Genomic DNA, 24942 nt, shown 5'->3' on the forward strand with positions numbered 1-24942 from the left:
CCCTTCGCCGGGCGGTTTTTTGTTTTTGAGTGGCGCAAGGCGGATGCCGCTAGCGAGGTGCCACCGTGGTCCAGAAAGCATCGATCATGGGATTCTGCAGCCGCCGGTTCAGCACGCACAGGCCGACATCGTAGTGGGGCAGCTCGGGCTTGACGTTGAGTACCTGTACACGCTCTGCCAGCGGGCTGTTGTCCAGCACGATACGCGGCACCACACCGACCCCAAATCCTAGCCCCACCATGCTGACGATGGCCTCATGCCCCGCCACCTGGGCATAGATACGGGGCGCAATGCCCATGGCCTTGAACCAGGTGTTGGCGTACTCCCGCGACAGGCCCGCCTCCGACAGAATCATGGGCACATGCCGCCACTGTTCGGCGGTCGAGCTTTCCGGATGGCTAGGCAGCCAGGCATGGGTTTCCGTCGGGGCGATGAACAACAGCGGCGAGCGGGTGAGCGACTTGAACGCCAGGGCGCTGGGAGGAATACGAGGCCTGGGCGTAATGGCCATGTCATCGGCCCCTTCCAGTACGCGGTTCATGGCGTCTGCCGGGTCACCCGTATGCAGCTTGAGCTCGATGCCGGGGTGGCGTACCCGCACATCGCTCAACAGCTCATACAAAAAGCTGTAGCTGGCGGTGACCGAGCAGTAGATGCTGATTTCACCGCTGAGCTGTGTCGCGCTGGTGGCCAGCGTGCGCTTTTGGGTTTCCCACTGCTCCAGCGTCTCCTTGGCGTAGCGCAGGAAAGCGACCCCTTGCGGAGTCAGCGTGACATGCCGGTTGTCACGTTCGAACAGCCGGGTGCCCAGTTCGCTCTCCACCTGCTGAATCGAGCGGCTCAAGGTGGAAGGGCTGATATGGCACAGCTCGCTGGCGCGCCCGAAATGCAGCGTATCCGCCAGAGTGACCATGTGCTTGAGAAGACGAAAATCCATGGGGTCGATGCCCTGAGTGTGATTTCATTTTATGAAATAGTATGTTGCAAATATAGCGTTTTACGCAATGGTGCCGCTGGCGTAGAGTGACCTCAACGCCTAATCCCAGTGCTGCACTAGACGGCGCGGGTGGCCATCAACGCTGACACATACACGATAACGATCTGATTCAACCGATCTGGAGTCTCGCCATGCACGTTTACTACGATAAAGATTGCGACCTTTCCCTCATTCAGGCCAAGAAAGTCACCATCGTCGGCTACGGTTCTCAGGGGCATGCCCACGCCAACAACCTGAAAGAGTCGGGTGTCGATGTCACCGTAGCGCTGCGCAAAGGCTCCTCGTCTGCGGCGAAAGCAGAAGCGGCAGGCTTGAAAGTCGCCAGCGTACCGGAAGCGTGCAAGACCGCCGACGTCGTCATGATTCTGGCGCCGGACGAAAACCAGAAAGCCATCTACGAGCAGGAAGTCGAGCCGAATCTGAAAGAAGGCGCGACCCTGGCGTTTGCCCACGGTTTCAACATCCACTACAACCAGATCGAGCCGCGTAAAGACCTCGACGTAATCATGATCGCGCCGAAAGCACCGGGCCACACCGTGCGCTCCGAGTTCGTCAAGGGCGGCGGTATTCCCGACCTGATCGCGATCCACCAGGATGCCTCTGGCAACGCCAAAGAGCTGGCGCTCTCTTACGCTGCAGGCGTTGGCGGTGGCCGCAGCGGTATCATCGAGACGACCTTCAAGGATGAAACCGAAACGGACCTGTTCGGCGAGCAGGCGGTCCTTTGTGGTGGCGCGGTCGAGCTGGTGAAGGCCGGTTTCGAAACTCTGACCGAAGCAGGTTACGCACCGGAAATGGCCTACTTCGAGTGTCTGCACGAACTCAAGCTGATCGTCGACCTGATGTACGAAGGCGGCATTGCCAACATGAACTACTCCATCTCCAACAATGCGGAGTACGGCGAGTACGTGACCGGCCCTGAGGTCATCAACGACGAGTCCCGTGCCGCGATGCGCAATGCACTCAAGCGCATCCAGACCGGTGAGTACGCCAAGATGTTCATCCAGGAAGGCAACACCAACTATCCTTCCATGACTGCACGCCGTCGTCTGAATGCCGAGCACGAAATCGAGCAGGTGGGTGCCAAGCTGCGCGGCATGATGCCGTGGATTGCTGCCAACCAGCTGGTCGACAAGTCCAAAAACTGATCGATCACCGTTATGAAAACGCCCCGAAGCGCCTATGCGTGCTGCGGGGCGTTTTGCATTCCGGCTGTCAGGACTGGTCGGCAAGGGTTCACCGTGTAGAATGAGAAGGGTTACTTGTGAATGTGACTTCACTCTAAATGGATGACACTTATGACTCAGGATGCTCGCGACCCAGAGCAGGAATCGCTCCCTTCGTCCGCTGCAGATACGGACAGCGCGGCTACTCCTTCGTCGAAGGAAGAGGAAATCGTGCGGAACGAGGATCTTGCCGCTGCCTTTCTTCGTGAAACCGAAGTCGTGGAGGAGGCCGTCGAAAACGGCAAGAAAATTCGCCGCAAGGGCATCTACCTGCTGCCCAACCTGTTTACCACGTCGGCACTGTTTTCTGGTTTCTTTGCCGTGGTGGCCGGGATCAATGGCGAGTTCACGTCGGCAGCGGTGGCCATTTTCATCGCCATGGTGCTGGATGGCCTGGATGGTCGCGTGGCGCGCATGACCAATACGCAAAGCGCTTTCGGGGCCGAGTACGACAGCCTGTCGGACATGATCTCGTTCGGCATGGCGCCTGCCCTGGTCGCCTTTACCTGGATACTGCAAGATATCGGCAAGACCGGCTGGGTGGTGGCCTTTCTCTATGTGGCGTGTGCTGCCCTGCGCCTGGCCCGCTTCAACGTACAGATCGGCAGCGTCGACAAAAAGTGGTTTATCGGCTTGCCCAGCCCTTCGGCTGCGGCGCTGGTCGCCGCCAGCGTGTGGACATTCCACAGCTTCGACGCCGATGCCGTTGGCTTCAAGCTGCTGATGCTGCTGGTAGTGGGCGCGGCGGGTATTCTCATGGTGAGTAACATCCGCTACTACAGCTTCAAGGATTTGGACTTCAAGAAGCCCGTGCCCTTCGTGGTGCTGCTGGCGGTGGTGCTTGGGTTCGTGATGATCTCGGTACAGCCCTCGGTCATGCTGCTGTTGCTGTTTGGTGCCTACGTCTGCTCGGGGCCAGTGCTGGCTGTCATGCGCAAGGCAAAGTCCAAACACTGAGCTGAAATTATTTTACAAAAGCCCTTGCCAATCCGGCAGCGAATCCGTAAAGTACGCATCCGCTGCCGGGGGCGCCAAGCGTTACCAGCGGTGAAGAAGGTTGAAAAACCTTCGGTTTGTCAGGAGGTTAGCGTCATCTGCTGGTTGGATTGATCGCTCGCTTCACTCGCTGAAAACAGCCCTTGACAAACACCACGGAATGCGTAGAATACGCCTTCCTCGCTGAGGTAACACGGTTCAGGTCACCGAGCCCGTCGCAGCGAAATGATTACAGCAGTATCGCTCTTTAACAATTTGATCAGGTAATTCATGTGGGCGCTTGCCGATGAGGGTGGATCATCACCCAATATCAAGGCAAGCGAACACGAAGATACTCTTCGGAGTATCACAGTGAATTCGTTTGAACCTTGAGCCAAGTTTGATCCGCTTTTGTTGTCTTCGGCTAGTCCTGAGATGGCGAGTAAGGATCGCATTGATCTTAAACTGAAGAGTTTGATCATGGCTCAGATTGAACGCTGGCGGCAGGCCTAACACATGCAAGTCGAGCGGTAACAGGGGGTGCTTGCACCCCGCTGACGAGCGGCGGACGGGTGAGTAATGCATAGGAATCTGCCCGATAGTGGGGGATAACCTGGGGAAACCCAGGCTAATACCGCATACGTCCTACGGGAGAAAGGGGGCTTCGGCTCCCGCTATCGGATGAGCCTATGTCGGATTAGCTGGTTGGTGAGGTAAAGGCTCACCAAGGCGACGATCCGTAGCTGGTCTGAGAGGATGATCAGCCACATCGGGACTGAGACACGGCCCGAACTCCTACGGGAGGCAGCAGTGGGAATATTGGACAATGGGGCAACCCTGATCCAGCCATGCCGCGTGTGTGAAGAAGGCCCTCGGGTTGTAAAGCACTTTCAGTGAGGAAGAACGCACGGTGGTTAATACCCATCAGGAAAGACATCACTCACAGAAGAAGCACCGGCTAACTCCGTGCCAGCAGCCGCGGTAATACGGAGGGTGCGAGCGTTAATCGGAATTACTGGGCGTAAAGCGCGCGTAGGTGGCTTGATAAGCCGGTTGTGAAAGCCCCGGGCTCAACCTGGGAACGGCATCCGGAACTGTCAAGCTAGAGTGCAGGAGAGGAAGGTAGAATTCCCGGTGTAGCGGTGAAATGCGTAGAGATCGGGAGGAATACCAGTGGCGAAGGCGGCCTTCTGGACTGACACTGACACTGAGGTGCGAAAGCGTGGGTAGCAAACAGGATTAGATACCCTGGTAGTCCACGCCGTAAACGATGTCGACCAGCCGTTGGGTGCCTAGCGCACTTTGTGGCGAAGTTAACGCGATAAGTCGACCGCCTGGGGAGTACGGCCGCAAGGTTAAAACTCAAATGAATTGACGGGGGCCCGCACAAGCGGTGGAGCATGTGGTTTAATTCGATGCAACGCGAAGAACCTTACCTACTCTTGACATCCTGCGAACTTGTGAGAGATCACTTGGTGCCTTCGGGAACGCAGAGACAGGTGCTGCATGGCTGTCGTCAGCTCGTGTTGTGAAATGTTGGGTTAAGTCCCGTAACGAGCGCAACCCTTGTCCTTATTTGCCAGCGCGTAAAGGCGGGAACTCTAAGGAGACTGCCGGTGACAAACCGGAGGAAGGTGGGGACGACGTCAAGTCATCATGGCCCTTACGAGTAGGGCTACACACGTGCTACAATGGTCGGTACAAAGGGTTGCCAACTCGCGAGAGTGAGCCAATCCCGAAAAGCCGATCTCAGTCCGGATCGGAGTCTGCAACTCGACTCCGTGAAGTCGGAATCGCTAGTAATCGTGGATCAGAATGCCACGGTGAATACGTTCCCGGGCCTTGTACACACCGCCCGTCACACCATGGGAGTGGACTGCACCAGAAGTGGTTAGCCTAACGCAAGAGGGCGATCACCACGGTGTGGTTCATGACTGGGGTGAAGTCGTAACAAGGTAGCCGTAGGGGAACCTGCGGCTGGATCACCTCCTTAAACGATGCCTTCCCCTCGCGGCAAGCGCTCACAATGAATTACCTGATCAGAATGCTGTTGATGCGCAGTGATAAACGCGCTTTCACGTTGAAAGAAAAAGAAAGACCTTCTTTTTTCTTTTAAAATGAAAGGAACAGCGTGTTTATCACTGCCTATGGCAGTCGCTCTTTAACAATGTATATCATGCTGACAGAAACGCGTTGAACGCGTTTCTACGTAAATTGTATTGTGATACGTCTCAAGCGTATCCGGCAATCGTTATCATTGCGAACCCCAGACTCCTTCGGGTTATAGGGTCAAGCAATGAAGCGCACACGGTGGATGCCTAGGCAGCCAGAGGCGATGAAAGACGTGGTAGCCTGCGATAAGGTTCGGTGAGGTGGCAAACGACCTGCGACCCGGACATCTCTGAATGGGGAAACCCACTCATCACAAGATGAGTATCCTGTCCTGAATACATAGGGACAGGAGGCGAACCAGGGGAACTGAAACATCTAAGTACCCTGAGGAAAAGAAATCAACCGAGATTCCCCTAGTAGCGGCGAGCGAACGGGGACCAGCCCTTAAGCGTGTGACCGATTAGACGAACAGACTGGGAAGTCTGGCCATAGCGGGTGATAGCCCCGTAGTCGAAAATCTGATCACGTGAAATCGAGTAGGTCGGGGCACGAGAAACCTTGACTGAAGACGGGGGGACCATCCTCCAAGGCTAAATACTCCTGGCTGACCGATAGTGAACCAGTACCGTGAGGGAAAGGCGAAAAGAACCCCGGAGAGGGGAGTGAAATAGATCCTGAAACCGTGTGCGTACAAGCAGTAGGAGCCCACTTGTTGGGTGACTGCGTACCTTTTGTATAATGGGTCAGCGACTTATATTCAGTGGCGAGGTTAACCGTATAGGGGAGCCGTAGGGAAACCGAGTCTTAACTGGGCGACACAGTCGCTGGATATAGACCCGAAACCGAGCGATCTATCCATGAGCAGGGTGAAGGTTGAGTAACATCAACTGGAGGCCCGAACCAGGATCTGTTGAAAAAGATTTGGATGACTTGTGGATCGGAGTGAAAGGCTAATCAAGCTCGGAGATAGCTGGTTCTCCTCGAAAGCTATTTAGGTAGCGCCTCACGTATCACCGCCGGGGGTAGAGCACTGTTTCGGCTAGGGGGTCATCCCGACTTACCAACCCGAGGCAAACTCCGAATACCGGTGAGTGCAAGCGTGGGAGACACACGGCGGGTGCTAACGTCCGTCGTGAAAAGGGAAACAACCCAGACCGTCAGCTAAGGTCCCCAAATCCTGGTTAAGTGGGAAACGATGTGGGAAGGCTCAGACAGCTAGGAGGTTGGCTTAGAAGCAGCCATCCTTTAAAGAAAGCGTAATAGCTCACTAGTCGAGTCGGCCTGCGCGGAAGATGTAACGGGGCTAAACCAGGTACCGAAGCTACGGGTTCATCCTTACGGATGAGCGGTAGAGGAGCGTCGTGTAAGCCGATGAAGGTGTGTTGAGAAGCATGCTGGAGGTATCACGAGTGCGAATGCTGACATGAGTAACGATAAAGGGAGTGAAAAACTCCCTCGCCGGAAGACCAAGGGTTTCTGTTCGACGCTAATCGGAGCAGAGTGAGTCGGCCCTAAGGCGAGGCCGAAAGGCGTAGTCGATGGGAAACGGGTCAATATTCCCGTACCGGACATGATTGCGATGGGGACGGAGAAGGCTAGGTGAGCGGGCGTTGGTTGTCTGGTGAAAGTGAGTAGGCTGGGGTCTCAGGTAAATCCGGGACCCTTCAAGGCCGAGACACGAAACGAAGACACTACGGTGTCGAAGTCATTGATGCCACGCTTCCAGGAAAAGCCTCTAAGCTTCAGATCATGTGCGACCGTACCCCAAACCGACACAGGTGGTCAGGGTGAGAATCCCAAGGCGCTTGAGAGAACTCGGGTGAAGGAACTAGGCAAAATGGTGCCGTAACTTCGGGAGAAGGCACGCCGGCGTAGGGTGACGAGACTTGCTCTCCAAGCCCGAACCGGTCGAAGATACCAGGTGGCTGCAACTGTTTAGTAAAAACACAGCACTCTGCCAACTCGCAAGAGGACGTATAGGGTGTGACGCCTGCCCGGTGCCGGAAGGTTAAGTGATGGTGTTAGGCCTCGGCCGAAGCTCTTGATCGAAGCCCCGGTAAACGGCGGCCGTAACTATAACGGTCCTAAGGTAGCGAAATTCCTTGTCGGGTAAGTTCCGACCTGCACGAATGGCGTAATGATGGCCACGCTGTCTCCACCCGAGACTCAGTGAAATTGAAATCGCCGTGAAGATGCGGTGTACCCGCGGCTAGACGGAAAGACCCCGTGAACCTTTACTATAGCTTCACACTGGACGCTGATGTTGCCTGTGTAGGATAGCTGGGAGGCTTTGAACCTCGGACGCCAGTTCGAGGAGCCAACCTTGAAATACCAGCCTGGCATCATTGGCGTTCTCACTCAGGTCCGTGATCCGGATCGAGGACAGTGTGTGGTGGGTAGTTTGACTGGGGCGGTCTCCTCCCAAAGCGTAACGGAGGAGCACGAAGGTACCCTCAGCACGGTCGGACATCGTGCAATGAGTGCAAGAGCATAAGGGTGCTTGACTGCGAGACAGACACGTCGAGCAGGTGCGAAAGCAGGTTCTAGTGATCCGGTGGTTCTGTATGGAAGGGCCATCGCTCAACGGATAAAAGGTACTCCGGGGATAACAGGCTGATACCGCCCAAGAGTTCACATCGACGGCGGTGTTTGGCACCTCGATGTCGGCTCATCACATCCTGGGGCTGAAGTCGGTCCCAAGGGTATGGCTGTTCGCCATTTAAAGTGGTACGCGAGCTGGGTTTAGAACGTCGTGAGACAGTTCGGTCCCTATCTGCCGTGGGCGTTGGATGTTTGAGAAGAGCTGCTCCTAGTACGAGAGGACCGGAGTGGACGACCCTCTGGTGTTCCGGTTGTCACGCCAGTGGCATTGCCGGGTAGCTATGGTCGGACGGGATAACCGCTGAAAGCATCTAAGCGGGAAGCCCCCTTCAAGATGAGACATCCCCGAGGCCTAGAGCCTCCTGAAGGGCCCAGCGAGACCAGCTGGTTGATAGGCACGGTGTGGAAGCGCTGCAAGGCGTTGAGCTAACGTGTACTAATGGCCCGTGAGGCTTGACCCTATAACACCCAAGGGGTCTGGTCGTGATGATAACGAGGAGTGTGAACGCATTCGACACACCGGATACGTCGCAGTGAGCCAGAGCGCTTGCTGACAGGAGACGCACACAATACACGTCAACGAACACTCAGCATGATATGCATTACCTGTTACGCCTGACGACCATAGCACGCGTGAACCACCTGATCCCATGCCGAACTCAGAAGTGAAACCGCTTAGCGCCGATGGTAGTGTGGGGTCTCCCCATGTGAGAGTAGGTCATCGTCAGGCACTTATCCTGTAGAAAGCCCCGAGCACACTGTGTTCGGGGCTTTTTGCTGTGCGTTGCATACGTCGAAACACCCAGCCAAAGGCTGGGTGTGAGCATCGTCAAGCGCAGAGCGTTTCCATGGCTTCGATAAAGCTGTCCATTTCGTCGTCGGTGCCGATGGTAATGCGCAGAAAGTTGTCCAGCGCCTCGGTGTTGAAGTGCCTGACCAGAATGCCGCGCTCACGCAGGCCAGCGAAGAGTTGGGCGCCTTCATGGTGAGGGTGCTGGGCGAACAGGAAGTTGGCCTTGGAAGGCAATACCTCGAATCCAAGCCGCTCCAGACGCTGGCGGGTGCGCTCCCGGGTGGCGATCACGTTATTGCGGCAGGCGTCGAAGTGTTCGGTATCCTTCAGGGCTTCGATGCCCACTAGGCTGGCCAGGCTATCTACGGGGTAAGAGTTGAAGGAGTCCTTGACCCGCTGCAGGCCTTCGATCAGCTCGCTGGAGCCAATCGCATAGCCCAGCCTCAATCCTGCCAGGCTACGTGACTTGGAGAACGTGCCCGTGACCAGCAGGTTCGGGTAGCGGCTAATCAGCGACACGGCGCTGTCAGCGCCGAAATCCACGTACGCCTCATCCACCAGCACCACGCGGTCGGTGACTTTCTGCAGAAGCGCCTCGATAGCTTCCAGCGGGTGAGCATGGCCTGTGGGGGCGTTAGGGTTGGCAAAGATGACGCCGCTTCGCTCACTCGCGCTGGCCAACGCATCCATATCCACTTCCCACTGGGCATTCAAGGGATGCTTGCGCAGCTCTACGCCGTAAAGGTTGGCATATACCGGATAGAAACTGTAGGTGATGCTGGGTACATCGAGAGGTGCCCCTTGGCAAAAAAACGCCTGAAATGCGAAGGCCAGGACTTCATCGGAGCCGTTGCCCACGAAGGTTTCCGCGACGCTGACGCCGTAGCGGCTGGCCAGGGTTTCACGCAGCGCCAGTGAGGTAGGGTCGGGGTAGAGCCGTAAATGATCGATAGGGTATTGGGCCAGCGCCTGGCTGACACCAGGGGCCGGGGGGTAGGGGTTCTCGTTGGTGTTGAGCTTGATCACGCGCTCGCGGGGCTGCTCGCCGGGAATATACGGGGTAAGATCCCTGACGGCAGGGCTCCAGTATTGGCTCATGGGGGTAACCTGATTGTGCGGATGTGAATATCCCCATGGTCGCCTGATGGCCGCAAGAGCGCAAGCATTCCCATTGGCCGCGATTCGGCCCATACTTCTCCTGTGAAGGGGTGGGCGTCGCACCTTGTAGCGGTTATGCTGTCATAAGCGCGCGAAAGAAATGTATGTCCAACACCATAAGGAGACACGCAATGCAATTCAGGAGTTTGCTAGCCGGTTCGGCTATGTTGGCACTGCTGGCGGGCTGCGCAGCTGGCCCGACGGATCAGCGCGACGACGCAGGCATGAGCGCCTCACAGGCTAACTATCAGGGTACTCTGCCCTGCCGTAACTGTGACGGCATTGACCTGGATGTGACCATGCAGGGTGAAGAAATGGCCGCTCCGGAAGAGCGTACCTTTACCTTGAATGCGACTTACCGCAACCACCCCCAGACACCGCCCGATGAAAACTACGCCGGTAACTGGGAAGTGCTGACGGGTACGCCTGCCGACCCCGACGCGACGGTCTACGAACTGACACCGGACGGTGACGGCCAGATCTACTACTTCCAGCGGATCGACGAGCGTACGCTCGAGCTGATCGACCCGGAGCGTCGTCGCTTTGAAAACGGCGAGATGCTGCAACTGCGTCGCCAGTAATCGCTGAGCGCATCGCATCAAGGCGGCCATTGGCCGCCTTTTGTATGTCTGGCGGTGGTGAAACAGTAGCAATGACGGTCGTTACAACCGTCGTAACGACCGTCGCAACAACCGTTGTAACAACAGTGGCAAGTACAGTCATGCGAGACAGGAGCGGCTAGCGGTGGCAAAAGCAAAGAGCGCCTTTGTGTGTACCGAGTGTGGTGCCGAGTATCGCAAGTGGCAGGGGCAGTGCACCAGCTGTCAGGAGTGGAATACGCTCAGTGAGATCCGGTTGACCAGTGCGCGGCCTGGCAGCGGAACGACGGCGACCGGACGCGCTGGCTATGCAGGCAACCTCTCGAAGGAAGTCGTGGACCTCAGTAACGTCGACCTCAGCGAAGTGCCACGGTTGACCTCCACCTTTGCCGAGTTCGACCGTGTATTGGGAGGCGGTCTGGTACCGGGCTCGGCCGTGCTGCTGGGCGGGAACCCTGGGGCAGGCAAGTCGACGCTGCTACTGCAAACGGCCTGCAAGCTTGCTCAGCAACGCCGCATCCTCTATGTGACCGGCGAGGAATCGCTTTCCCAGGTCGCCATGCGAGCGCATCGCCTGCAACTTCCCACCAACGGCTTGAAAATGTTGGCGGAAACCAGCGTCGAGACCATTCTGGCCGTTGCCGAGCGTGAAAAGCCCGAGATTCTGGTCATCGACTCTATTCAGACCATGCACCTGGAGGATATCAGCTCGGCGCCCGGTGGCGTGGCGCAGGTGCGCGAGTCTGCCGCAGCGCTGACCCGTTTTGCCAAGCAGACGAACACCGTCCTGCTGCTGGTGGGGCATGTCACCAAGGATGGCACCCTGGCAGGCCCCAAGGTGCTCGAGCACATGATCGATGCCTCGCTGCTGCTGGAGGGCGGGGCGGACTCGCGTTTTCGCACCCTGCGTGGCCAGAAGAACCGCTTCGGCGCGGTGAATGAGCTGGGCGTGTTCGCCATGCTGGAGCAGGGCTTGAAGGAAGTGAAAAACCCCAGTGCCATTTTCCTGTCGCGCCAGGAAGAGCAGGCTCCCGGCAGCCTTGTGATGGTGGTATGGGAAGGCACGCGGCCGATACTGGTGGAAGTGCAGGCTCTGGTCGATGAGTCAGCCCTGGGGAACCCGCGCCGGGTCGCCGTTGGGGTCGATCAGAACCGCCTGGCCATGCTGCTGGCGGTATTGAACCGGCATGGTGGGCTGTTCACCGGTGACCAGGACGTGTTCTTGAACGTGGTGGGCGGGGTCAAGGTGCTGGAAACCAGTGCTGACCTGGCGGTGCTGCTGGCGGTAGTGTCGAGCCTGCAAAACCGTGCGCTGCCCAAGGAGCTGGTCGTGTTTGGCGAAGTGGGGCTTTCCGGCGAGATTCGCCCCGTGCCCAGCGGGCAGGAACGTATTACCGAGGCAGCCAAGCATGGCTTCTTGCGCGCCATCGTGCCGCGCGCCAATGCGCCAAAGCAGTCGCCCAAGGGTATGGAGGTCATCCCGGTCGACAAGCTTAGCGATGCCCTTGAGGCGTTGTGACATGGACTATGCTGGATAGCAGAAACGCCAGCCCCGAGCACAGCAAAGGAGAGTCACCATGAGTTCGATTCGATTGACCCAGTACAGCCATGGAGCAGGCTGCGGCTGCAAGATTGCCCCAGACGTGCTGGACGGCATTCTGGCCAAGGCGGGCCCCGCGGCGGGGCATCAGCGCCTGATCGTGGGCAACCAGGGGCGTGAAGATGCCGCGGTGTACGACCTGGGCGATGGGCGGGGCATGGTTGCCACCACCGATTTCTTCATGCCCATCGTCGATGACCCCTTCGATTTTGGACGCATTGCGGCCACCAACGCCATCAGTGATGTCTACGCCATGGGTGGCACGCCAGTGATGGCGCTGGGCATTCTGGGCTGGCCACTCGACAAGCTCGCGCCCGAAATAGCCGGAGACGTCGTGGCCGGAGCGCAGGCGGTATGCCGCGAATTGGGCATTGCGCTGGCGGGCGGGCACTCCATCGATGCTCCAGAGCCGATCTTTGGCCTGGCCGTCAATGGCCTGGTGTCACTTGACCAGCTAAAGCTCAATAGCCAGGCCAAGCCCGGTGACCTGCTGTATCTCACCAAGCCGCTGGGCGTGGGGCTGTTGACCACCGCTGAAAAGCGCGGCCTGCTGGAAGCAGGGCACCAGGGGCTTGCCCGTGAAACCATGCTCAAGCCCAACACCATTGGCGTCGCGTTGGCCGGTGTCAAAGGAGTGAATGCCATGACCGACGTGACCGGCTTTGGGTTGGCAGGTCATCTGGCGGAAATGTGCAGCGCCAGTGGCGTGAAGGCCCACGTGGACTTTCGCCGCTTGCCGCGCCTGGCCGAGGCCGAAGGCTACCGCCGCCAGGGAGCCGTTCCCGGTGGCACCCAGCGCAATCAGCAGGCGCTGGGCAGCGCCCTGCCCGCCATGGACGAAGCCCACTGGCAGTGGCTATGCGACCCGCAAACCTCGGGAGGGCTGCTGCTGAGTGTCGATCCCGCCTGGCAGGACGACGTGGAGCGCATTGGTCGCGAGCACGGCGTCACGCTGGAACCGTTTGGCGAGATGCAGCCTGCCAAGGGCAACGCCGTGATCCAGGTGGTCGGATGACGCTGCCCACGCTGCCTGCTTCTTTGGAGCTGGTGGCGCGTAATACGCCCTTGATCGATGTGCGTGCGCCGGTGGAGTTCGCCCAGGGCAGCCTGCCGGGAGCGGTGAACCTGCCGCTGATGGACGATGAAGAGCGCCGCCAGGTTGGCATTGCCTATAAACAGCAGGGCCAGCAGGCGGCGATTGCGCTGGGTGAACGGCTGGTCAGCGGTGCGGTGAAGCAGTCCCGAGTGCTGGCCTGGCAGGCTCACCTGGCGCGTTATCCGGATGCACTGATCTACTGCTACCGTGGCGGATTGCGCTCCCAAATCAGTCAGCAGTGGCTGGCCGAGGCGGGCCTGCTGCAGCCCCGCATCGAAGGTGGCTGGAAAGCCCTGCGGCACAAGCTCTGCCAGCGCATCGACGAGGCCGCCCACCAGCCGCTGCTGGTGGTGTCTGGCCTGACGGGCTGCGCCAAGACGCCGTTGATCAACCAGTTGCCCAATGGCATCGACCTGGAGGCGTGCGCCCAACACAAGGGGTCCGCGTTTGGGCGTCAGCCGGAGGAGCCCGCCACGCAGATCGATTTTGAGCATGCGCTGGCCCAGCGGCTGATTGGCCAGCCAGGCAAGCTGGTGATGGAGGACGAGTCACGGCAGATCGGCAATGCCAATATCCCGCTGCCGCTATGGCAGGCACTGCAACAAGCGCCGCGCATCCGCATTGAAATGCCGCTGGACTGGCGGTTGGACCAGCTGCGCCGGGACTATATCGAAGCGCTGGAGAGAGGCTATACGGCCCGCTTTGGCCCCGATGAGGGGCGTCAGCGCATGCAGCGACAGCTCGCAAGCGCCCTGGAACGGCTGGCCAAGCGGCTGGGGCATGCACGGCTACAGCGCTTGCAGCGGCTGCAGGCCATGGCGTTTCGTGCCCACGAGGCGGGCGACGTCCAGGCTCACGAGGCGTGGCTGGCCCCGCTGCTCACCGAGTATTACGACCCGCTCTATCGTTACCACCTGGAGAAACAGCAGAGCCACCGGCCGCCCGAGCTGCACGTGGGGGACTGGGAAAGCTGCCTGGCCGCCGCTCGGCAGTGGAGTGCCTAGCGGCGGCCGATACGCATCAGAGGCTTTTGAGCCACTGGGTCATGACCCGGTCCAGCAACGGCGCCAGACGCTGAAAGCGCTTGGGATCTGCCTGTATCTGATCGCCGGTTTGCAGGAAGCGCCCGGCGGAAGGGCTCCTGGCCGTGGGGAGCGCCTCGGCATTCAGCAAGGAAGCCGCGCTGGCCTGGGTCATTTCGAGATGGCATAGCAGCGCCACCACGCGACCAGCATCCCAACTGAACCCCTGGAGCGGTGCCGCCGCACTGCCGCCCAGGGGCAGCGCGCCGTCAGGCAGGCTAAATACCAGGCGATGCCACATGAAGGCATCGAACTGCTCGGGCAGGTCAAAGGTGCTCTCTGGCGCCAGGGTGACAGGGTGCCAGCCCGTTTCGGGGTAGGTGCCGGGGGCGATGACGGCGCCCAGGGCTTCGGCGATCCATAGCGCCCCCAGGCCAATGCCCATGACGGGTTTTTGGCCATCGAGGTAGCGGTGGATGAGCTTGCGCTCTGCCTTTTGCCAAGCGGGCGGGGCGCTGAACAGCGCGTCAGGGCCGCTCAGCACGATGAGCGCGTCGCACTCGCCAGGGCGCGGGGTCAGCTCCCCTGCGTATAGATGAAAAACGGTGTAACTATGGCCCATGCTCTCCAGCCAGTCTTGCAGGCGGGCGGGTCCATGGTCAGGGCCGTGCTGTAGCAGATGAATATGCATGGTAATCTCCTCGCCGGCCGCACACATCAAGCGCGGCGGAGCTTGCCCGCCGCGAGTGTGGGACGATAACGTATCGCGTCCACTTCACCAATACCGTTTATCAATACCGTTTCATCAATACCCTCTTCATCAACACAGTGACCCAGGACATCAGCATGGTGGCAAAACCCACAGGATTCTATCAGCGTCTGCAACTGCTGCCGCTGCCCGCCCAGCAAGCCTTCATGGCGGCCTTGTGCGAGCGGCTGCTACCCAACTACGCCCTCTACGAGCAAACCACAGGCCACGGTGATGGGCATACCCTGCGTACCGTGCTGAGCCTGGTGTGGGAGCGCTTGAGCGTGCCCAATGCCAGTATCGACTTTGCCCGTCAGGCGGAAAAGCTGGCGGAGTGCGAGCCACCGGCCAACGATGACAGTTTCGGGGCGCGCCGCGCGCTGGACGCCGTGGTCTCGATCTCGGCGCTGCTGGATACCTTGCAAGGTGAGTCGCCGGAAGCGGTGCTGGACGTGAGCCGCACCTCCCGGGCAGGAGTGCGGGCATTCATCGAGCTGACCGAGGGAGAGGTGGATGCACAGGCGCTGGCGCTGATCATCCGCGACCACCCGCTGATGGCCGATGAAAACGACTTTCAGGATGCGGTGCTGGAAGCCGTCAGCGAGCCGCTCACCAAAGCGGCGCTAAAAGAGATTCGCCTGCTAGGGCGCAACAGCGGCATCAGCAACCTGGGGCTTTCGCTGGAAGAGGGCGACGAGTAGCCGCCCTTGGGTCTTGCGAACGAACGGCCTTAAAAACGGACCCCCGCCGTGATCATCATGCCCGCCGTGCCGAACACGATCAGGTCCGACTCGACGCGCCCCCACTGAATGCCCACGCTGGGCAGAAGGGCGGGGGCGATTTCGTAGCGGTTGAAAGGAATCTTGTCGCGGAACTCATCCTTATAGCCCCGCAGCAGCCCGCCGGTGAGCTTGGCGCGCACGTTGATGTTGTCGCCCAGCTGCCCCAGCGGAAACTCCCGCCCAGCGTAGAAGTACCAGGTGGGCTGGTCGAAGGAGTTCTTGAACCAGGCGGCACCCGCCAGCCAGCGGTCAGGGTTGTGCAGCTCGACACTCACCAGATCCTGCTGGTTGGTGTGCTCCGGGTCGGGGCTGAAGTGTCGAGTCAACAGGCTGGTTTGCACCAGCGTGTGGTCCAGCTCAAAGGCCGGTGGCCCGTCAGGCACAGAAAAGGCCGCGGCAGATGCGCTCAGCCAAATCATTGCCAGGCCACCTAACCAGGTGCAGGCACGCGGCATGTCACTCTCCTAAAGGCGCATCTCGATGCCGCGCTCGGCCATGTAACGCTTGGCCTCGGGAATCGTGTGCTCGCCAAAATGGAAAATGCTGGCCGCCAATACCGCATCCGCACCGCCTTTCAATACGCCGTCCACCAGATGGTCCAGATTGCCGACGCCGCCCGAGGCAATCACCGGCACGCTGACGGCCTCGGAAATGGCGTGGGTCACGCCCAGATCGAACCCGATTTTGGTGCCGTCGCGGTCCATGCTGGTCAGCAGTAGCTCGCCTGCGCCGAACTCGACCATTTTCCTGGCCCACTCGACGGCATCCAGGCCCGTCGGGCGGCGCCCACCGTGGGTGAAGATTTCCCAGCGGTCGGGTTCGCCCTCCTGAGAAACCTTCTTGGCGTCGATGGCCACCACGATGCACTGGCTGCCAAACCGGTCGGCGGCTTCCCGCACGAACTCCGGGTTGGTCACGGCGGCGGTGTTGATCGACACCTTGTCGGCACCCGCGTTGAGCATGGTGCGAATATCGTCGCAGGTGCGAATACCGCCCCCCACGGTCAGCGGGATGAACACCTCGCCAGCAATCCGCTCGACCATGTCCACGGTGGTGGCGCGGTCTTCGTGGCTGGCGGTGATGTCGAGGAAGGTGATTTCGTCGGCGCCTTGCTGGTTGTAGCGCTGGGCGATCTCCACCGGGTCACCGGCATCGCGGATACCGACGAAGTTCACGCCCTTCACCACGCGCCCGGCATCGACGTCCAGGCAGGGAATAATGCGCTTGGCCAGGCTCATGCACGGCCTCCGCTCAGCTCGTCGCTCAGGCGCTGGGCTTCGGCGACATCCAGGCTGCCTTCGTAGATGGCGCGTCCGGTAATCGCCCCCAGAATGCCGCTGTCGGCCACGTCGCACAGCGCGCGAATGTCATCCAGGTTGGTGACGCCGCCCGAGGCGATCACCGGCAGGCCGCCTTCGCGGGCCAACGCCGCGGTGGCTTCCACGTTCACGCCCTGCATCATGCCGTCGCGGGCGATATCGGTGTAGACGATGCTGGAGACGCCATCGTTGGCGAAGCGCTTGGCAAGCTCGGTGGCCTTCACGGTGGACACCTCGGCCCAGCCGTCGGTGGCCACGAAGCCATCCTTGGCATCCAGGCCCACGATGATGTGGCCCGGGAAGGCGCGGCACATTTCACCGACGAATTCCGGCTCCTTGACCGCCTTGGTACCGATGATCACGTAAGAGACCCCGGCATTCAGGTAGTGCTCGATGGTGTCCGCCGAGCGGATGCCACCGCCGATCTGAATGGGCAGGTTCGGGTAGGCGCGGGCAATGGCCGTCACCGCGTCGCCATTGACCGGCTTGCCTTCGAAAGCGCCGTTCAGGTCCACCAGGTGCAAGCGACGCGCACCGGCGTCTACCCAGCGCGCGGCCATGGCCACCGGGTCGTCGCCGTAGGAAGTGGCTTCGTCCATGCGGCCCTGCTTCAAGCGCACACACTGGCCGTCTTTGAGATCAATCGCGGGAATTACCAACATAGTGAAACCTCTCAGGGCGTCCAGGTGACAAAATTTTCCAGCAGGCGAAGGCCTGCGCGGGAGCTTTTTTCCGGGTGAAACTGCACCGCGAAGGTGGCATCGCGGCCAATCGCCACGTGGGCACTGACGCGACCGTAGTCCGTCGTGCCGAATACCTGGGCATCGTCGGCGGCATTCACGTAGTAGCTGTGCACGAAATAGAAGTGCTCGCGGTCATCGATGCCGGCCCACAGCGGGTGGTCATGATGCTGGGCGACCAGGTTCCAGCCCATGTGCGGCACTTTCAAACGCTGCCCCTGGGCATCGCGCATGTCCGCCGGGAAGCGGTCGACGCTGCCCTGGAAGAAGCCCAGACAGTCCACGCCGCCATTCTCTTCGCTGCGCTCCATCAGCATTTGCTGGCCCACGCAGATACCCAGCAGCGGCTTGGCCTGGCGGGTCAGAATCTCCTCCACCAGCCCGCGCAGCTCGGTACGCTCCAGCTCGCCCACGCAGTCACGGATGGCCCCCTGGCCAGGTAGCACCACGCGGGTCGCGCCCAGAATGCTCCGAGGGTCACGGGTAATGATCACGTTCTCATGGGTGACGTGCTCGAGCGCCTTGGCGACCGAGTGCAGGTTGCCCATTCCATAATCGATCACGGCAATGGTCATGAAGCGCTCCTTGTCGAGGTCATCGAGCGATGGCTGATCGCTGCGTTAGCCATTACAGGCACCCTTTGGTGGAGGGCATCTGCCCGGCCATGCGGGGGTCTGCCGACACGGCCATGCGCAGGGCGCGGCCAAAGGCCTTGAAGATGGTTTCTGCCTGATGGTGGGCGTTGAAGCCCTTGATGTTGTCGATGTGCAGCGTCACCCGCGCATGGTTCACGAAGCCTTGGAAGAACTCCCAGAACAGCTGGGTGTCCATGCTGCCGATGGTATCGCGGGTAAATTCCACGTTCATGAAGAGGCCGGGGCGCCCGGAGAAATCGATGACCACCCGTGAGAGCGCTTCGTCCAGCGGCACGTAGGCGTGGCCGTAACGGTAAATGCCGCGCTTGTCGCCAATCGCCTCATGAAAGGCCTGGCCCAGGGTGATGCCCAAGTCTTCGACGGTGTGGTGGTCGTCGATATGCAGGTCGCCCTTGGCGTCGATATCGAGGTCGACCATTCCGTGCCGAGCCACCTGGTCAAGCATATGGTCCAAAAACGGAACGCCCGTCTGGCAGCGAAGATGGCCTTCACCATCAAGGTTGACGCTGACCGTGATCTGCGTTTCGTTGGTGTCACGGCTAACCGTGGCAATACGCGCTGACATGTTGCATCTCCTGCGCCGAGGCGCACTCTGAGGAATAATCGGCGGGCGGCGGCTGCGGCCAAAACAAGCATTATAGAGAATCGGCCCCCCCATCCGCTACAATGCGTGAAATGTCGCCGCCCATTGCGGCGCTCAAACAGCAGCCTGGCTGCATTGGCAACGAGGATTTCACCATGCCGGTGACACTGCAATACGTCGACCAGGCCCGATGGGACGCCGATGAGCAAGTGCGTATCGACCTCGTGCGTATCTATGAAGACGCACCGCAAGAGCGCATGCCGACCACCAGGGTTTTACCCTTCATAGAGCAGCATTTACAAGGGCAGCACGTGTTTGCCTGCGCCCTGTTCAACGACCGCCTGCTGGGAGCCGTGGCGGTGCAGGAGGGCGATGACCGCGCCTGGTGGCTATCCGAGCTGTGCGTGCGCAAGACCACGCGGCGGCGGGGCGTGGGCTCACGGCTGATGGCGCTGATGGGCGAGCAGGCCAAGGAAGAGGGCCGTGTACTGCGTATTGCCACCACCACGCTGCCGCTGGCCGACCGCGTGCTGCTATCCAAATTGGGCTATCGGCCCATCGCCGATGCCGAGCCAACGGAACCGGGCCTCCCGGCCACCAGTGATTTTGTAGAGCTAGACCCTCAAGGGAAAGGTTAATGAAACAGCTACTCCGTATTTTACTGGCGGCCATCGGCATTCTTGCCATTGCCGCCGTCGCTGCCGTGGTCTACGTCACCACCTTTCTGGACCCGGAAGACTTCAAGCCCCGGCTGACCGCCGTGGTGGAAGAGCAGACAGGGCTCAATCTGGCGCTGGAAGGCCCGATCAGCTGGTCGTTCTACCCGCGTATCGGTGTCAGCGTCGAGCAGGCCCGTGCCTGGCTGCCCGAACAGTCGGTGAACGAGTCTGCCTTCGCGGCGATCAACCGGGCCGAGGTGAGCGTGGCCTTCGCGCCGCTGCTACGGGGTGAAATCGCCGTGGATGGCCTGACGCTCGACGGTATGCGCCTGAACCTGGTGAAAAACGCCGAAGGCGAGGGCAACTGGGAGCCGCTGCTGGAGCGTTTGGCAGAGCATAACAACGAGTCCGCCGAAACCGTGCTGGCACCGGCCAGCGCAGGCCCCAATGCCGATGCAGGCAACCTCTCGGTGGTGCTGAACATCGCCAGCGTAGAAGTCAAAGGGGCGGATATTCGCTACCGCGACGAACAGAGCCAGGCCCTGTGGCGGGTACAGCCGCTGAACATTTCGGGCACCAACGTCAACCCGGTGCGCTCCTTCCCGCTCAAGGCCATGTTCACGCTCTCCCGGCACAACCGCCTGGATGCCGAAGTGCTGGAGCGCACGCCGGACATGACCAGCGAGGTCAACCTGGAAACTCGCCTGCGCCTTGGCCTGCAGGATGAGCAGATCACCCTGGAGAATACCCAGCTCACCACGCAAACCCGCCCAGGCGCCAACAGCGAGCCCCAGCAGTTCAGCCTGAAAGCGGCTGAAATCGTGGCGCGTATGGGCGAGCAGCAGCTCAGCATTCGCCAAGGCGTACTGGATGCCGGCCTGCGCCATGCCGACAACTGGCAGGGAAGCCTGGCCCTTTCGCTGGCGTTCGGCCTGGAAGGCGACCTGGCCGCTCAGACTGCCCAGTTGAAGGACCTGCAACTGACCGGGCCGGATGGCCTGCGGGTCAGCGGCCACCTCAACCTCGAACAGCTGCTGGAAGCGCCCCAGTACAGTGGCCAGCTCACCGCAGCCCCCTTTACCCTGCGGCCCTGGATCTCGCGCACCGGCGCAACGCTCAATACCACCAGCGAAGCGGCGCTGAGCGACGTGGCCCTGACCAGCCCGGTCGAAGGTGATATCTCGCGCATCGCCTTGCCACGCCTCTCGTTGGTCATCGATGACAGCACCTTTACCGGCGACGTGAGTGCTGCTCTGGATGGCAGCCAATTGAGCTTCAATCTGGACGGTGACCAGCTCAACCTGGACCACTACCTGCCGCGGCCTGCCGCCCCCGAGCAAGCCAGCCGAGGCCTGCTGCGCAGCGCCTTTGCCCAGGCCGAAGAAGCCCTGCTGCCCCAGGAGTGGCTCAGCGGCCTGACGCTGCAGGGTGACCTCAGCGTCGGCGAGCTGCAGCTGGCGGGCATGACCTTCAACGACACCCAGCTGGCGCTGCGCGGTGACGAGGGCAACCATCGCCTGACCGGCTTCGAATCGCGCTTCTATGGCGGCGAGCTCAACGCCACCGGCGCGCTGGACGCCACCGACAGCGTGATGACTTGGCAATTCGCGCCGCGCATCAGCAATGTGCAAGTGGCCCCGTTGATCGAAACCTTCAGTGACGAAGAGGCCCCGCTGCGCGGCCGCTTCAATCTGGAAGGCAGCTTGACGACCCAAGGCAACAGCCGTCAGGTGCTGCTCAGCAACCTCAACGGCGAGCTGGATGCCCGGCTGAACGAAGGCGCTATCCTGCGTACCAATATCTCCCGTGAAATGTGCGAGCTGGCGGCGCTGCTGGAAGGCCAGGGCACCACCCGTGAGTGGCATCCCGATACGCGCTTCGAGCGCTTCGACGCCACGTTCCAGGTACGCAACGGCGTCGTGCACAGCGATGACTTGTCGATCACCCTGCCGGGTATCGAAGTGCAAGGCGAAGGCGAGCTCAACCTGACCTCTCAGGACTTCATGACGCTGGCCAATGCACGCCTTGTCGATACCGCCGACGCCGCCTGCCAGGTGAACCCGCGCCTGGAGCAGCTGCCGCTGCCCATCCGCTGTGAAGGCCACCTGGGGGATGATAAAGCCGAATGGTGCCGCTTCGACCGCACCGCGTTCCAGGCCAGCGTGGTGGATTTGCTGCGCACTGAAGCGGGCGGCCGTCTGGAAGAAGAGCTCGAAGAGCGCTTGGGCACCACCATCGAGCGCATCGACGAGCGCCTGGGCGAGGGCGCGGGCCAGGAGCTGCGCGAAGGTATTCGCCGCCTGTTCAATTGATACGCCTGCCTTCTTATTAGAGAAGGAGGCACCGCCCCCTGCATGCGCCGGCCTTACCGCCGGCGCTTTTTTCATGGCAAGCACTTCAGGAGTGACCATGGCCGAGATGCCTACGCCGTGCCTGGCGGCCGATGAGTTTCAACACCGTCTACTGCGCTGGTTCGACCAGTATGGCCGCCACGACCTGCCCTGGCAGTCACCCCGCAGCGCCTACCGCGTCTGGGTGTCGGAAATCATGCTGCAGCAAACCCAGGTGGCCACGGTAATTCCCTACTTCGAACGTTTCATGGAGCGCTTCCCCACGCTGGAGGCCCTGGCCTGCGCCCCCCAGGATGAAGTGCTGCACCTCTGGACAGGGCTGGGCTACTACGCCCGCGCCCGCAACCTGCACAAGGCGGCCCAGCTGGCGCTGGTCGAGCATGGCGGCGAGCTGCCCACCCAGAGTGTCGATATGCTGATGACGCTGCCCGGCATCGGCCGTTCCACTGCCGGGGCGATCATTGCCCAAAGCACCGGCCAGCAGGCCGCCATTCTGGATGGCAACGTCAAGCGTTCGCTGACACGGCTGCACGCCGTGGCGGGTTGGCCCGGCCAGCCTGCGGTAGAGCGCTCCCTGTGGGCGCTGGCCGAGTACTTCACCCCCACCACGCGGTTGGCCGACTACACCCAGGCGGTGATGGACTTTGGCGCCACGCTGTGCAAACGCAGCAAGCCCGACTGCCCCATCTGCCCGTTCAACGACGTCTGCCGCGCCTACGCCCAGGGCGAGCCGCAGCGCTTCCCGGAATCGAAGCCCAAAAAAGTTACCCCCACCCGTGAAACCCTCATGCTGATGCTGCAGGACCCTCAGGGGCGCGTGTGGCTGGAACAACGCCCGCCCAGCGGCCTGTGGGGCGGGCTCTGGAGCCTGCCGCAGTTTGAGCGCCACGGCGAGCTGAACCACTGGCTGGAGGATAATGTCGTCGCCGCCCGGCGCCTGGTGCCGCTGCCCGCCTTTACGCATACCTTCAGCCACTTCAAGCTTTTGATCACTCCACAGCCAGTGAGCTGTGAACGGCTCGCCGGAGTGCGCGAAAATGGCCTATGGTATGACGTTCACCAGCCACCTGCGTTAGGCTTGGCGGCACCCGTCAAATCGCTGCTGAGGCAGCTGGCGCCGTTTGACCTCGACCCAGCACCGGGGCCAGCGCGCTGACCACTGGCACGATTTTCATTAAGCATCCGCCCAGGAGCTATTCCATGAGCAACACCGTTTTTTGCCGCAAGTACCAAAAAGAGCTGCCCGCGCTACCTTTCCCGCCGCTGCCCGGCAAGCAGGGCCAGGAAATACAGGCCACGGTGTCACAGCCCGCCTGGCAAGAGTGGCAGGCCCTGCAAACCCGCCTGATCAATGAAAAGCACTTGAACATGCTCGACCCCGAAGCACGCGCCTACCTGATGGAGCAGATGGAACGCTTCCTGAACAACGAAGCCACCGACCAGGCCGAAGGGTACGTGCCCCCCAGCCAGGCATAAGCCCCGCCAGGGCTCCGCCGTTACCCGCAAAGGGCGCAGGTGTGGCCGTGGCTCGCGCGGCCCAATGTGCCCTAAGCATGTGACGAGAAAGAAAGTTTCACAAAGGTGTTGACGAAAACAGAAGCTTTTGGTTTAATACGCACCGTTGGCAAGGGCCAGATAGCTCAGTTGGTAGAGCAGGGGATTGAAAATCCCCGTGTCGGCGGTTCGATTCCGTCTCTGGCCACCACAACGTTGGGGTATCGCCAAGTGGTAAGGCACCGGTTTTTGGTATCGGCATTCCCAGGTTCGAATCCTGGTACCCCAGCCATTGCCAACAAGATTTCTTGTTGATTGGCTAGCTTAACGGCAACTCAATCAAATTCTCAAGAAAACGCGACGCGCCGACATAGCTCAGTTGGTAGAGCAACTGACTTGTAATCAGTAGGTCCCGGGTTCGACTCCTGGTGTCGGCACCAATAAAAGTGGTTGAAAAGCAAAGCGTTAGAGAACATGATCAAGCCGCCCTTCGGGGCGGCTTTTTCGTATGTGTCTCGTATGGGATTGCTGCTTGCTCATCGCCAGCCAATTTTAGCGATATCTTTGGCACACTCTCACCGGGAAAGCTCCTGCAAATGTTTTGAACCCAGTCACTCGTTGAGCAGGCTCCTGAGTGTGCCATGCTGCTCGGGGTGGGCGATCAGCAAGCTGTTCCATTCGTCGGGATCATCGTGGCCAGCAAGGTCGCTAACCTGGCACCCAGCCTCACGTGCGATGACAATACCCGCTGCAATATCCCAAAGCTCTAGCTCCGCACCTTGAGACCAGAAGGCGTCAAACCTGCCCATGCCGGCATAGGCAATTTCCAATGCCGCAGAGCCGGGGCTGCGAATGCCTGCCACATGGGGCATCAGCGCCGAGAGCTGGCGTTGGCTCGTCATACAGTCGCCTTTATGATGGTAAGGCAAGCAAGTGCCAACCAGCATCTCGTTGAGGGGGCGGGCCGATAAGATGGGTAATCGTCTTGACCCTTGGTAGGCTCCTTGGCCTCGCACGGCCCAGAGCATTTCGTCCAGTAAGGGATGATAGACCAGACCCTGCGTGAGCGTTGCGCCTTGGCGCACCGCGATAGAAACCGAAAAATGAGGCACCCGGTGCAGGAAGTTATTAGTGCCGTCGAGCGGGTCGATGATGACGGTAAGGTCGCTACTGCGAGACGGCGTAACGCCCGTTTCCTCGCCAAGAAATCCCACCTCTGGATGCGCACGCTGAATGGTATCGATAATGGCGTGTTCAGCTGCCTGATCGTAATGGGTGACGAAGTCCGAGCTTCCCTTGCGTTCGAAGTCGATACCCCCCGCTTTGTGATACCCCTCAGTGAGAATTTTTCCAGCCAGCCGGGCTGCTTCTTGCAGCGTATGCATCAGGTCTGGCTGAGCTGTATGGCTCATGGCGGCGCTCCTGGTACGG

General features: G+C 60.3%; 20 protein-coding genes, 3 tRNA genes and 3 rRNA genes. 17 read left to right on the forward strand and 9 right to left on the reverse strand.

Annotated features, from left to right (window positions below):
• Positions 1–49: 49 nt before the first annotated feature.
• Positions 50–937, reverse strand: a complete 888-nt coding sequence (ilvY, locus tag KVY02_RS02625) for an HTH-type transcriptional activator IlvY (protein ID WP_218314267.1) — start codon at positions 935–937, stop codon at positions 50–52.
• A gap of 191 nt (positions 938–1128) precedes the next feature.
• Here ilvY and ilvC point away from each other — a divergent pair, with 191 nt between their 5' ends.
• From ilvC to rrf, 5 genes are all read left to right on the forward strand, one after another.
• Positions 1129–2145, forward strand: coding sequence for a ketol-acid reductoisomerase (ilvC, locus tag KVY02_RS02630; protein WP_016916053.1), 1017 nt, complete (start codon positions 1129–1131; stop codon positions 2143–2145).
• A 150-nt stretch (positions 2146–2295) separates the two neighbouring features.
• Positions 2296–3180 (forward strand): CDP-diacylglycerol--serine O-phosphatidyltransferase, encoded by an 885-nt coding sequence (gene pssA / locus KVY02_RS02635; RefSeq protein WP_081138874.1) that lies wholly within the window; start codon positions 2296–2298, stop codon positions 3178–3180.
• A gap of 480 nt (positions 3181–3660) precedes the next feature.
• Positions 3661–5191, forward strand: a 16S ribosomal RNA gene (locus tag KVY02_RS02640).
• 294 nt (positions 5192–5485) lie between these two features.
• Positions 5486–8372, forward strand: a 23S ribosomal RNA gene (locus tag KVY02_RS02645).
• A gap of 153 nt (positions 8373–8525) precedes the next feature.
• Positions 8526–8641 (forward strand): 5S ribosomal RNA (rrf, locus tag KVY02_RS02650).
• Together the 16S, 23S and 5S rRNA genes form the textbook arrangement of a ribosomal RNA operon.
• Before the next feature lie 99 nt (positions 8642–8740).
• Here rrf and hisC read toward each other — a convergent pair.
• Positions 8741–9802: a histidinol-phosphate transaminase gene (gene hisC, locus KVY02_RS02655; RefSeq protein ID WP_100732029.1), complete on the reverse strand. Its 1062-nt coding sequence runs from the start codon at positions 9800–9802 to the stop codon at positions 8741–8743.
• Positions 9803–9993: 191 nt separating this feature from the next.
• Between hisC and KVY02_RS02660 the strand changes: the two genes are divergently transcribed.
• The 4 genes from KVY02_RS02660 to mnmH all read left to right on the forward strand — a co-directional run bounded on the left by KVY02_RS02660 (position 9994) and on the right by mnmH (position 14161).
• Positions 9994–10443, forward strand: a complete 450-nt coding sequence (locus KVY02_RS02660) for a copper resistance protein NlpE N-terminal domain-containing protein (protein ID WP_026001970.1) — start codon at positions 9994–9996, stop codon at positions 10441–10443.
• Positions 10444–10606: 163 nt separating this feature from the next.
• Positions 10607–11980, forward strand: a complete 1374-nt coding sequence (gene radA / locus KVY02_RS02665; RefSeq protein WP_026001971.1) for a DNA repair protein RadA — start codon at positions 10607–10609, stop codon at positions 11978–11980.
• A 58-nt stretch (positions 11981–12038) separates the two neighbouring features.
• Positions 12039–13076 (forward strand): selenide, water dikinase SelD, encoded by a 1038-nt coding sequence (gene selD, locus KVY02_RS02670; RefSeq protein ID WP_081136420.1) that lies wholly within the window; start codon positions 12039–12041, stop codon positions 13074–13076.
• Positions 13073–14161: a tRNA 2-selenouridine(34) synthase MnmH gene (mnmH, locus tag KVY02_RS02675; RefSeq protein WP_081136418.1), complete on the forward strand. Its 1089-nt coding sequence runs from the start codon at positions 13073–13075 to the stop codon at positions 14159–14161. The genes selD and mnmH overlap by 4 nt, the downstream gene beginning before the upstream one ends.
• Positions 14162–14177: 16 nt before the next feature.
• Here mnmH and KVY02_RS02680 read toward each other — a convergent pair whose 3' ends face one another.
• Positions 14178–14870, reverse strand: a complete 693-nt coding sequence (locus KVY02_RS02680; protein WP_016916058.1) for a type 1 glutamine amidotransferase — start codon at positions 14868–14870, stop codon at positions 14178–14180.
• A 155-nt stretch (positions 14871–15025) separates the two neighbouring features.
• On the opposite strand from KVY02_RS02680, the gene KVY02_RS02685 reads away from it, so the two are divergent.
• Entirely contained in the window at positions 15026–15628 is a 603-nt protein-coding gene (locus tag KVY02_RS02685) for a YjaG family protein (RefSeq protein ID WP_016916059.1), read from the forward strand.
• A 29-nt stretch (positions 15629–15657) separates the two neighbouring features.
• Here KVY02_RS02685 and KVY02_RS02690 read toward each other — a convergent pair whose 3' ends face one another.
• The 5 genes from KVY02_RS02690 to hisB are packed head-to-tail and all read right to left on the reverse strand — an operon-like array spanning position 15658 to position 18989.
• Complete coding sequence (locus KVY02_RS02690; protein WP_218314269.1) at positions 15658–16164, reverse strand: hypothetical protein; 507 nt, start codon at positions 16162–16164, stop codon at positions 15658–15660.
• A 9-nt stretch (positions 16165–16173) separates the two neighbouring features.
• Entirely contained in the window at positions 16174–16947 is a 774-nt protein-coding gene (hisF, locus tag KVY02_RS02695) for an imidazole glycerol phosphate synthase subunit HisF (RefSeq protein ID WP_081136412.1), read from the reverse strand.
• Complete coding sequence (gene hisA, locus KVY02_RS02700) at positions 16944–17690, reverse strand: 1-(5-phosphoribosyl)-5-[(5-phosphoribosylamino)methylideneamino]imidazole-4-carboxamide isomerase (RefSeq protein WP_081136410.1); 747 nt, start codon at positions 17688–17690, stop codon at positions 16944–16946. The genes hisF and hisA overlap by 4 nt, the downstream gene beginning before the upstream one ends.
• Positions 17691–17701: 11 nt before the next feature.
• On the reverse strand, positions 17702–18343 hold the full coding sequence (gene hisH, locus KVY02_RS02705) for an imidazole glycerol phosphate synthase subunit HisH (protein WP_100732030.1): 642 nt from the start codon (positions 18341–18343) through the stop codon (positions 17702–17704).
• A 52-nt stretch (positions 18344–18395) separates the two neighbouring features.
• On the reverse strand, positions 18396–18989 hold the full coding sequence (gene hisB, locus KVY02_RS02710) for an imidazoleglycerol-phosphate dehydratase HisB (protein ID WP_218314271.1): 594 nt from the start codon (positions 18987–18989) through the stop codon (positions 18396–18398).
• Between the two features lie 173 nt (positions 18990–19162).
• Between hisB and KVY02_RS02715 the strand changes: the two genes are divergently transcribed.
• The 7 genes from KVY02_RS02715 (at position 19163) to KVY02_RS02745 (ending at position 23951) form a co-directional block, all read left to right on the forward strand.
• Positions 19163–19645 (forward strand): acetyl-CoA sensor PanZ family protein, encoded by a 483-nt coding sequence (locus KVY02_RS02715; protein ID WP_026001972.1) that lies wholly within the window; start codon positions 19163–19165, stop codon positions 19643–19645.
• A complete protein-coding gene (locus KVY02_RS02720; protein WP_218314273.1) occupies positions 19645–21978 on the forward strand; it encodes an AsmA family protein in 2334 nt (777 codons plus the stop codon). Before KVY02_RS02715 ends, KVY02_RS02720 begins: the two co-directional genes overlap by 1 nt.
• A gap of 97 nt (positions 21979–22075) precedes the next feature.
• Entirely contained in the window at positions 22076–23173 is a 1098-nt protein-coding gene (gene mutY / locus KVY02_RS02725) for an A/G-specific adenine glycosylase (RefSeq protein ID WP_218314275.1), read from the forward strand.
• Positions 23174–23217: 44 nt separating this feature from the next.
• Positions 23218–23493 (forward strand): oxidative damage protection protein, encoded by a 276-nt coding sequence (locus KVY02_RS02730; protein WP_039182763.1) that lies wholly within the window; start codon positions 23218–23220, stop codon positions 23491–23493.
• 153 nt (positions 23494–23646) lie between these two features.
• A tRNA-Phe gene (locus tag KVY02_RS02735) sits at positions 23647–23722 on the forward strand.
• Between the two features lie 6 nt (positions 23723–23728).
• Positions 23729–23803, forward strand: a tRNA-Gln gene (locus tag KVY02_RS02740).
• A gap of 72 nt (positions 23804–23875) precedes the next feature.
• A tRNA-Thr gene (locus KVY02_RS02745) sits at positions 23876–23951 on the forward strand.
• A gap of 171 nt (positions 23952–24122) precedes the next feature.
• Here KVY02_RS02745 and KVY02_RS02750 read toward each other — a convergent pair.
• Entirely contained in the window at positions 24123–24923 is an 801-nt protein-coding gene (locus KVY02_RS02750) for an inositol monophosphatase family protein (protein WP_218314276.1), read from the reverse strand.
• Between the last annotated feature and the right edge of the window lie 19 nt (positions 24924–24942).

Origin of the sequence: Halomonas sp. 18071143 (genome assembly GCF_019211725.1) — a bacterium.
GTDB lineage: Bacteria > Pseudomonadota > Gammaproteobacteria > Pseudomonadales > Halomonadaceae > Vreelandella > Vreelandella stevensii.

Coding starts and splice junctions, on each gene's coding strand:
- hisB (WP_218314271.1), bottom strand. CDS start 18,989: ATGTCAGCGCGTATTGCCACGGTTAGCCGTGACACCAACGAAACGCAG.
- hisF (WP_081136412.1), bottom strand. CDS start 16,947: ATGAGCCTGGCCAAGCGCATTATTCCCTGCCTGGACGTCGATGCCGGG.
- pssA (WP_081138874.1), top strand. CDS start 2,296: ATGACTCAGGATGCTCGCGACCCAGAGCAGGAATCGCTCCCTTCGTCC.
- ilvY (WP_218314267.1), bottom strand. CDS start 937: ATGGATTTTCGTCTTCTCAAGCACATGGTCACTCTGGCGGATACGCTG.
- KVY02_RS02720 (WP_218314273.1), top strand. CDS start 19,645: ATGAAACAGCTACTCCGTATTTTACTGGCGGCCATCGGCATTCTTGCC.
- ilvC (WP_016916053.1), top strand. CDS start 1,129: ATGCACGTTTACTACGATAAAGATTGCGACCTTTCCCTCATTCAGGCC.
- hisC (WP_100732029.1), bottom strand. CDS start 9,802: ATGAGCCAATACTGGAGCCCTGCCGTCAGGGATCTTACCCCGTATATT.
- KVY02_RS02680 (WP_016916058.1), bottom strand. CDS start 14,870: ATGCATATTCATCTGCTACAGCACGGCCCTGACCATGGACCCGCCCGC.
- KVY02_RS02750 (WP_218314276.1), bottom strand. CDS start 24,923: ATGAGCCATACAGCTCAGCCAGACCTGATGCATACGCTGCAAGAAGCA.
- KVY02_RS02685 (WP_016916059.1), top strand. CDS start 15,026: ATGGTGGCAAAACCCACAGGATTCTATCAGCGTCTGCAACTGCTGCCG.
- KVY02_RS02690 (WP_218314269.1), bottom strand. CDS start 16,164: ATGCCGCGTGCCTGCACCTGGTTAGGTGGCCTGGCAATGATTTGGCTG.
- KVY02_RS02660 (WP_026001970.1), top strand. CDS start 9,994: ATGCAATTCAGGAGTTTGCTAGCCGGTTCGGCTATGTTGGCACTGCTG.
- hisH (WP_100732030.1), bottom strand. CDS start 18,343: ATGACCATTGCCGTGATCGATTATGGAATGGGCAACCTGCACTCGGTC.
- KVY02_RS02730 (WP_039182763.1), top strand. CDS start 23,218: ATGAGCAACACCGTTTTTTGCCGCAAGTACCAAAAAGAGCTGCCCGCG.
- mutY (WP_218314275.1), top strand. CDS start 22,076: ATGGCCGAGATGCCTACGCCGTGCCTGGCGGCCGATGAGTTTCAACAC.
- hisA (WP_081136410.1), bottom strand. CDS start 17,690: ATGTTGGTAATTCCCGCGATTGATCTCAAAGACGGCCAGTGTGTGCGC.
- selD (WP_081136420.1), top strand. CDS start 12,039: ATGAGTTCGATTCGATTGACCCAGTACAGCCATGGAGCAGGCTGCGGC.
- mnmH (WP_081136418.1), top strand. CDS start 13,073: ATGACGCTGCCCACGCTGCCTGCTTCTTTGGAGCTGGTGGCGCGTAAT.
- KVY02_RS02715 (WP_026001972.1), top strand. CDS start 19,163: ATGCCGGTGACACTGCAATACGTCGACCAGGCCCGATGGGACGCCGAT.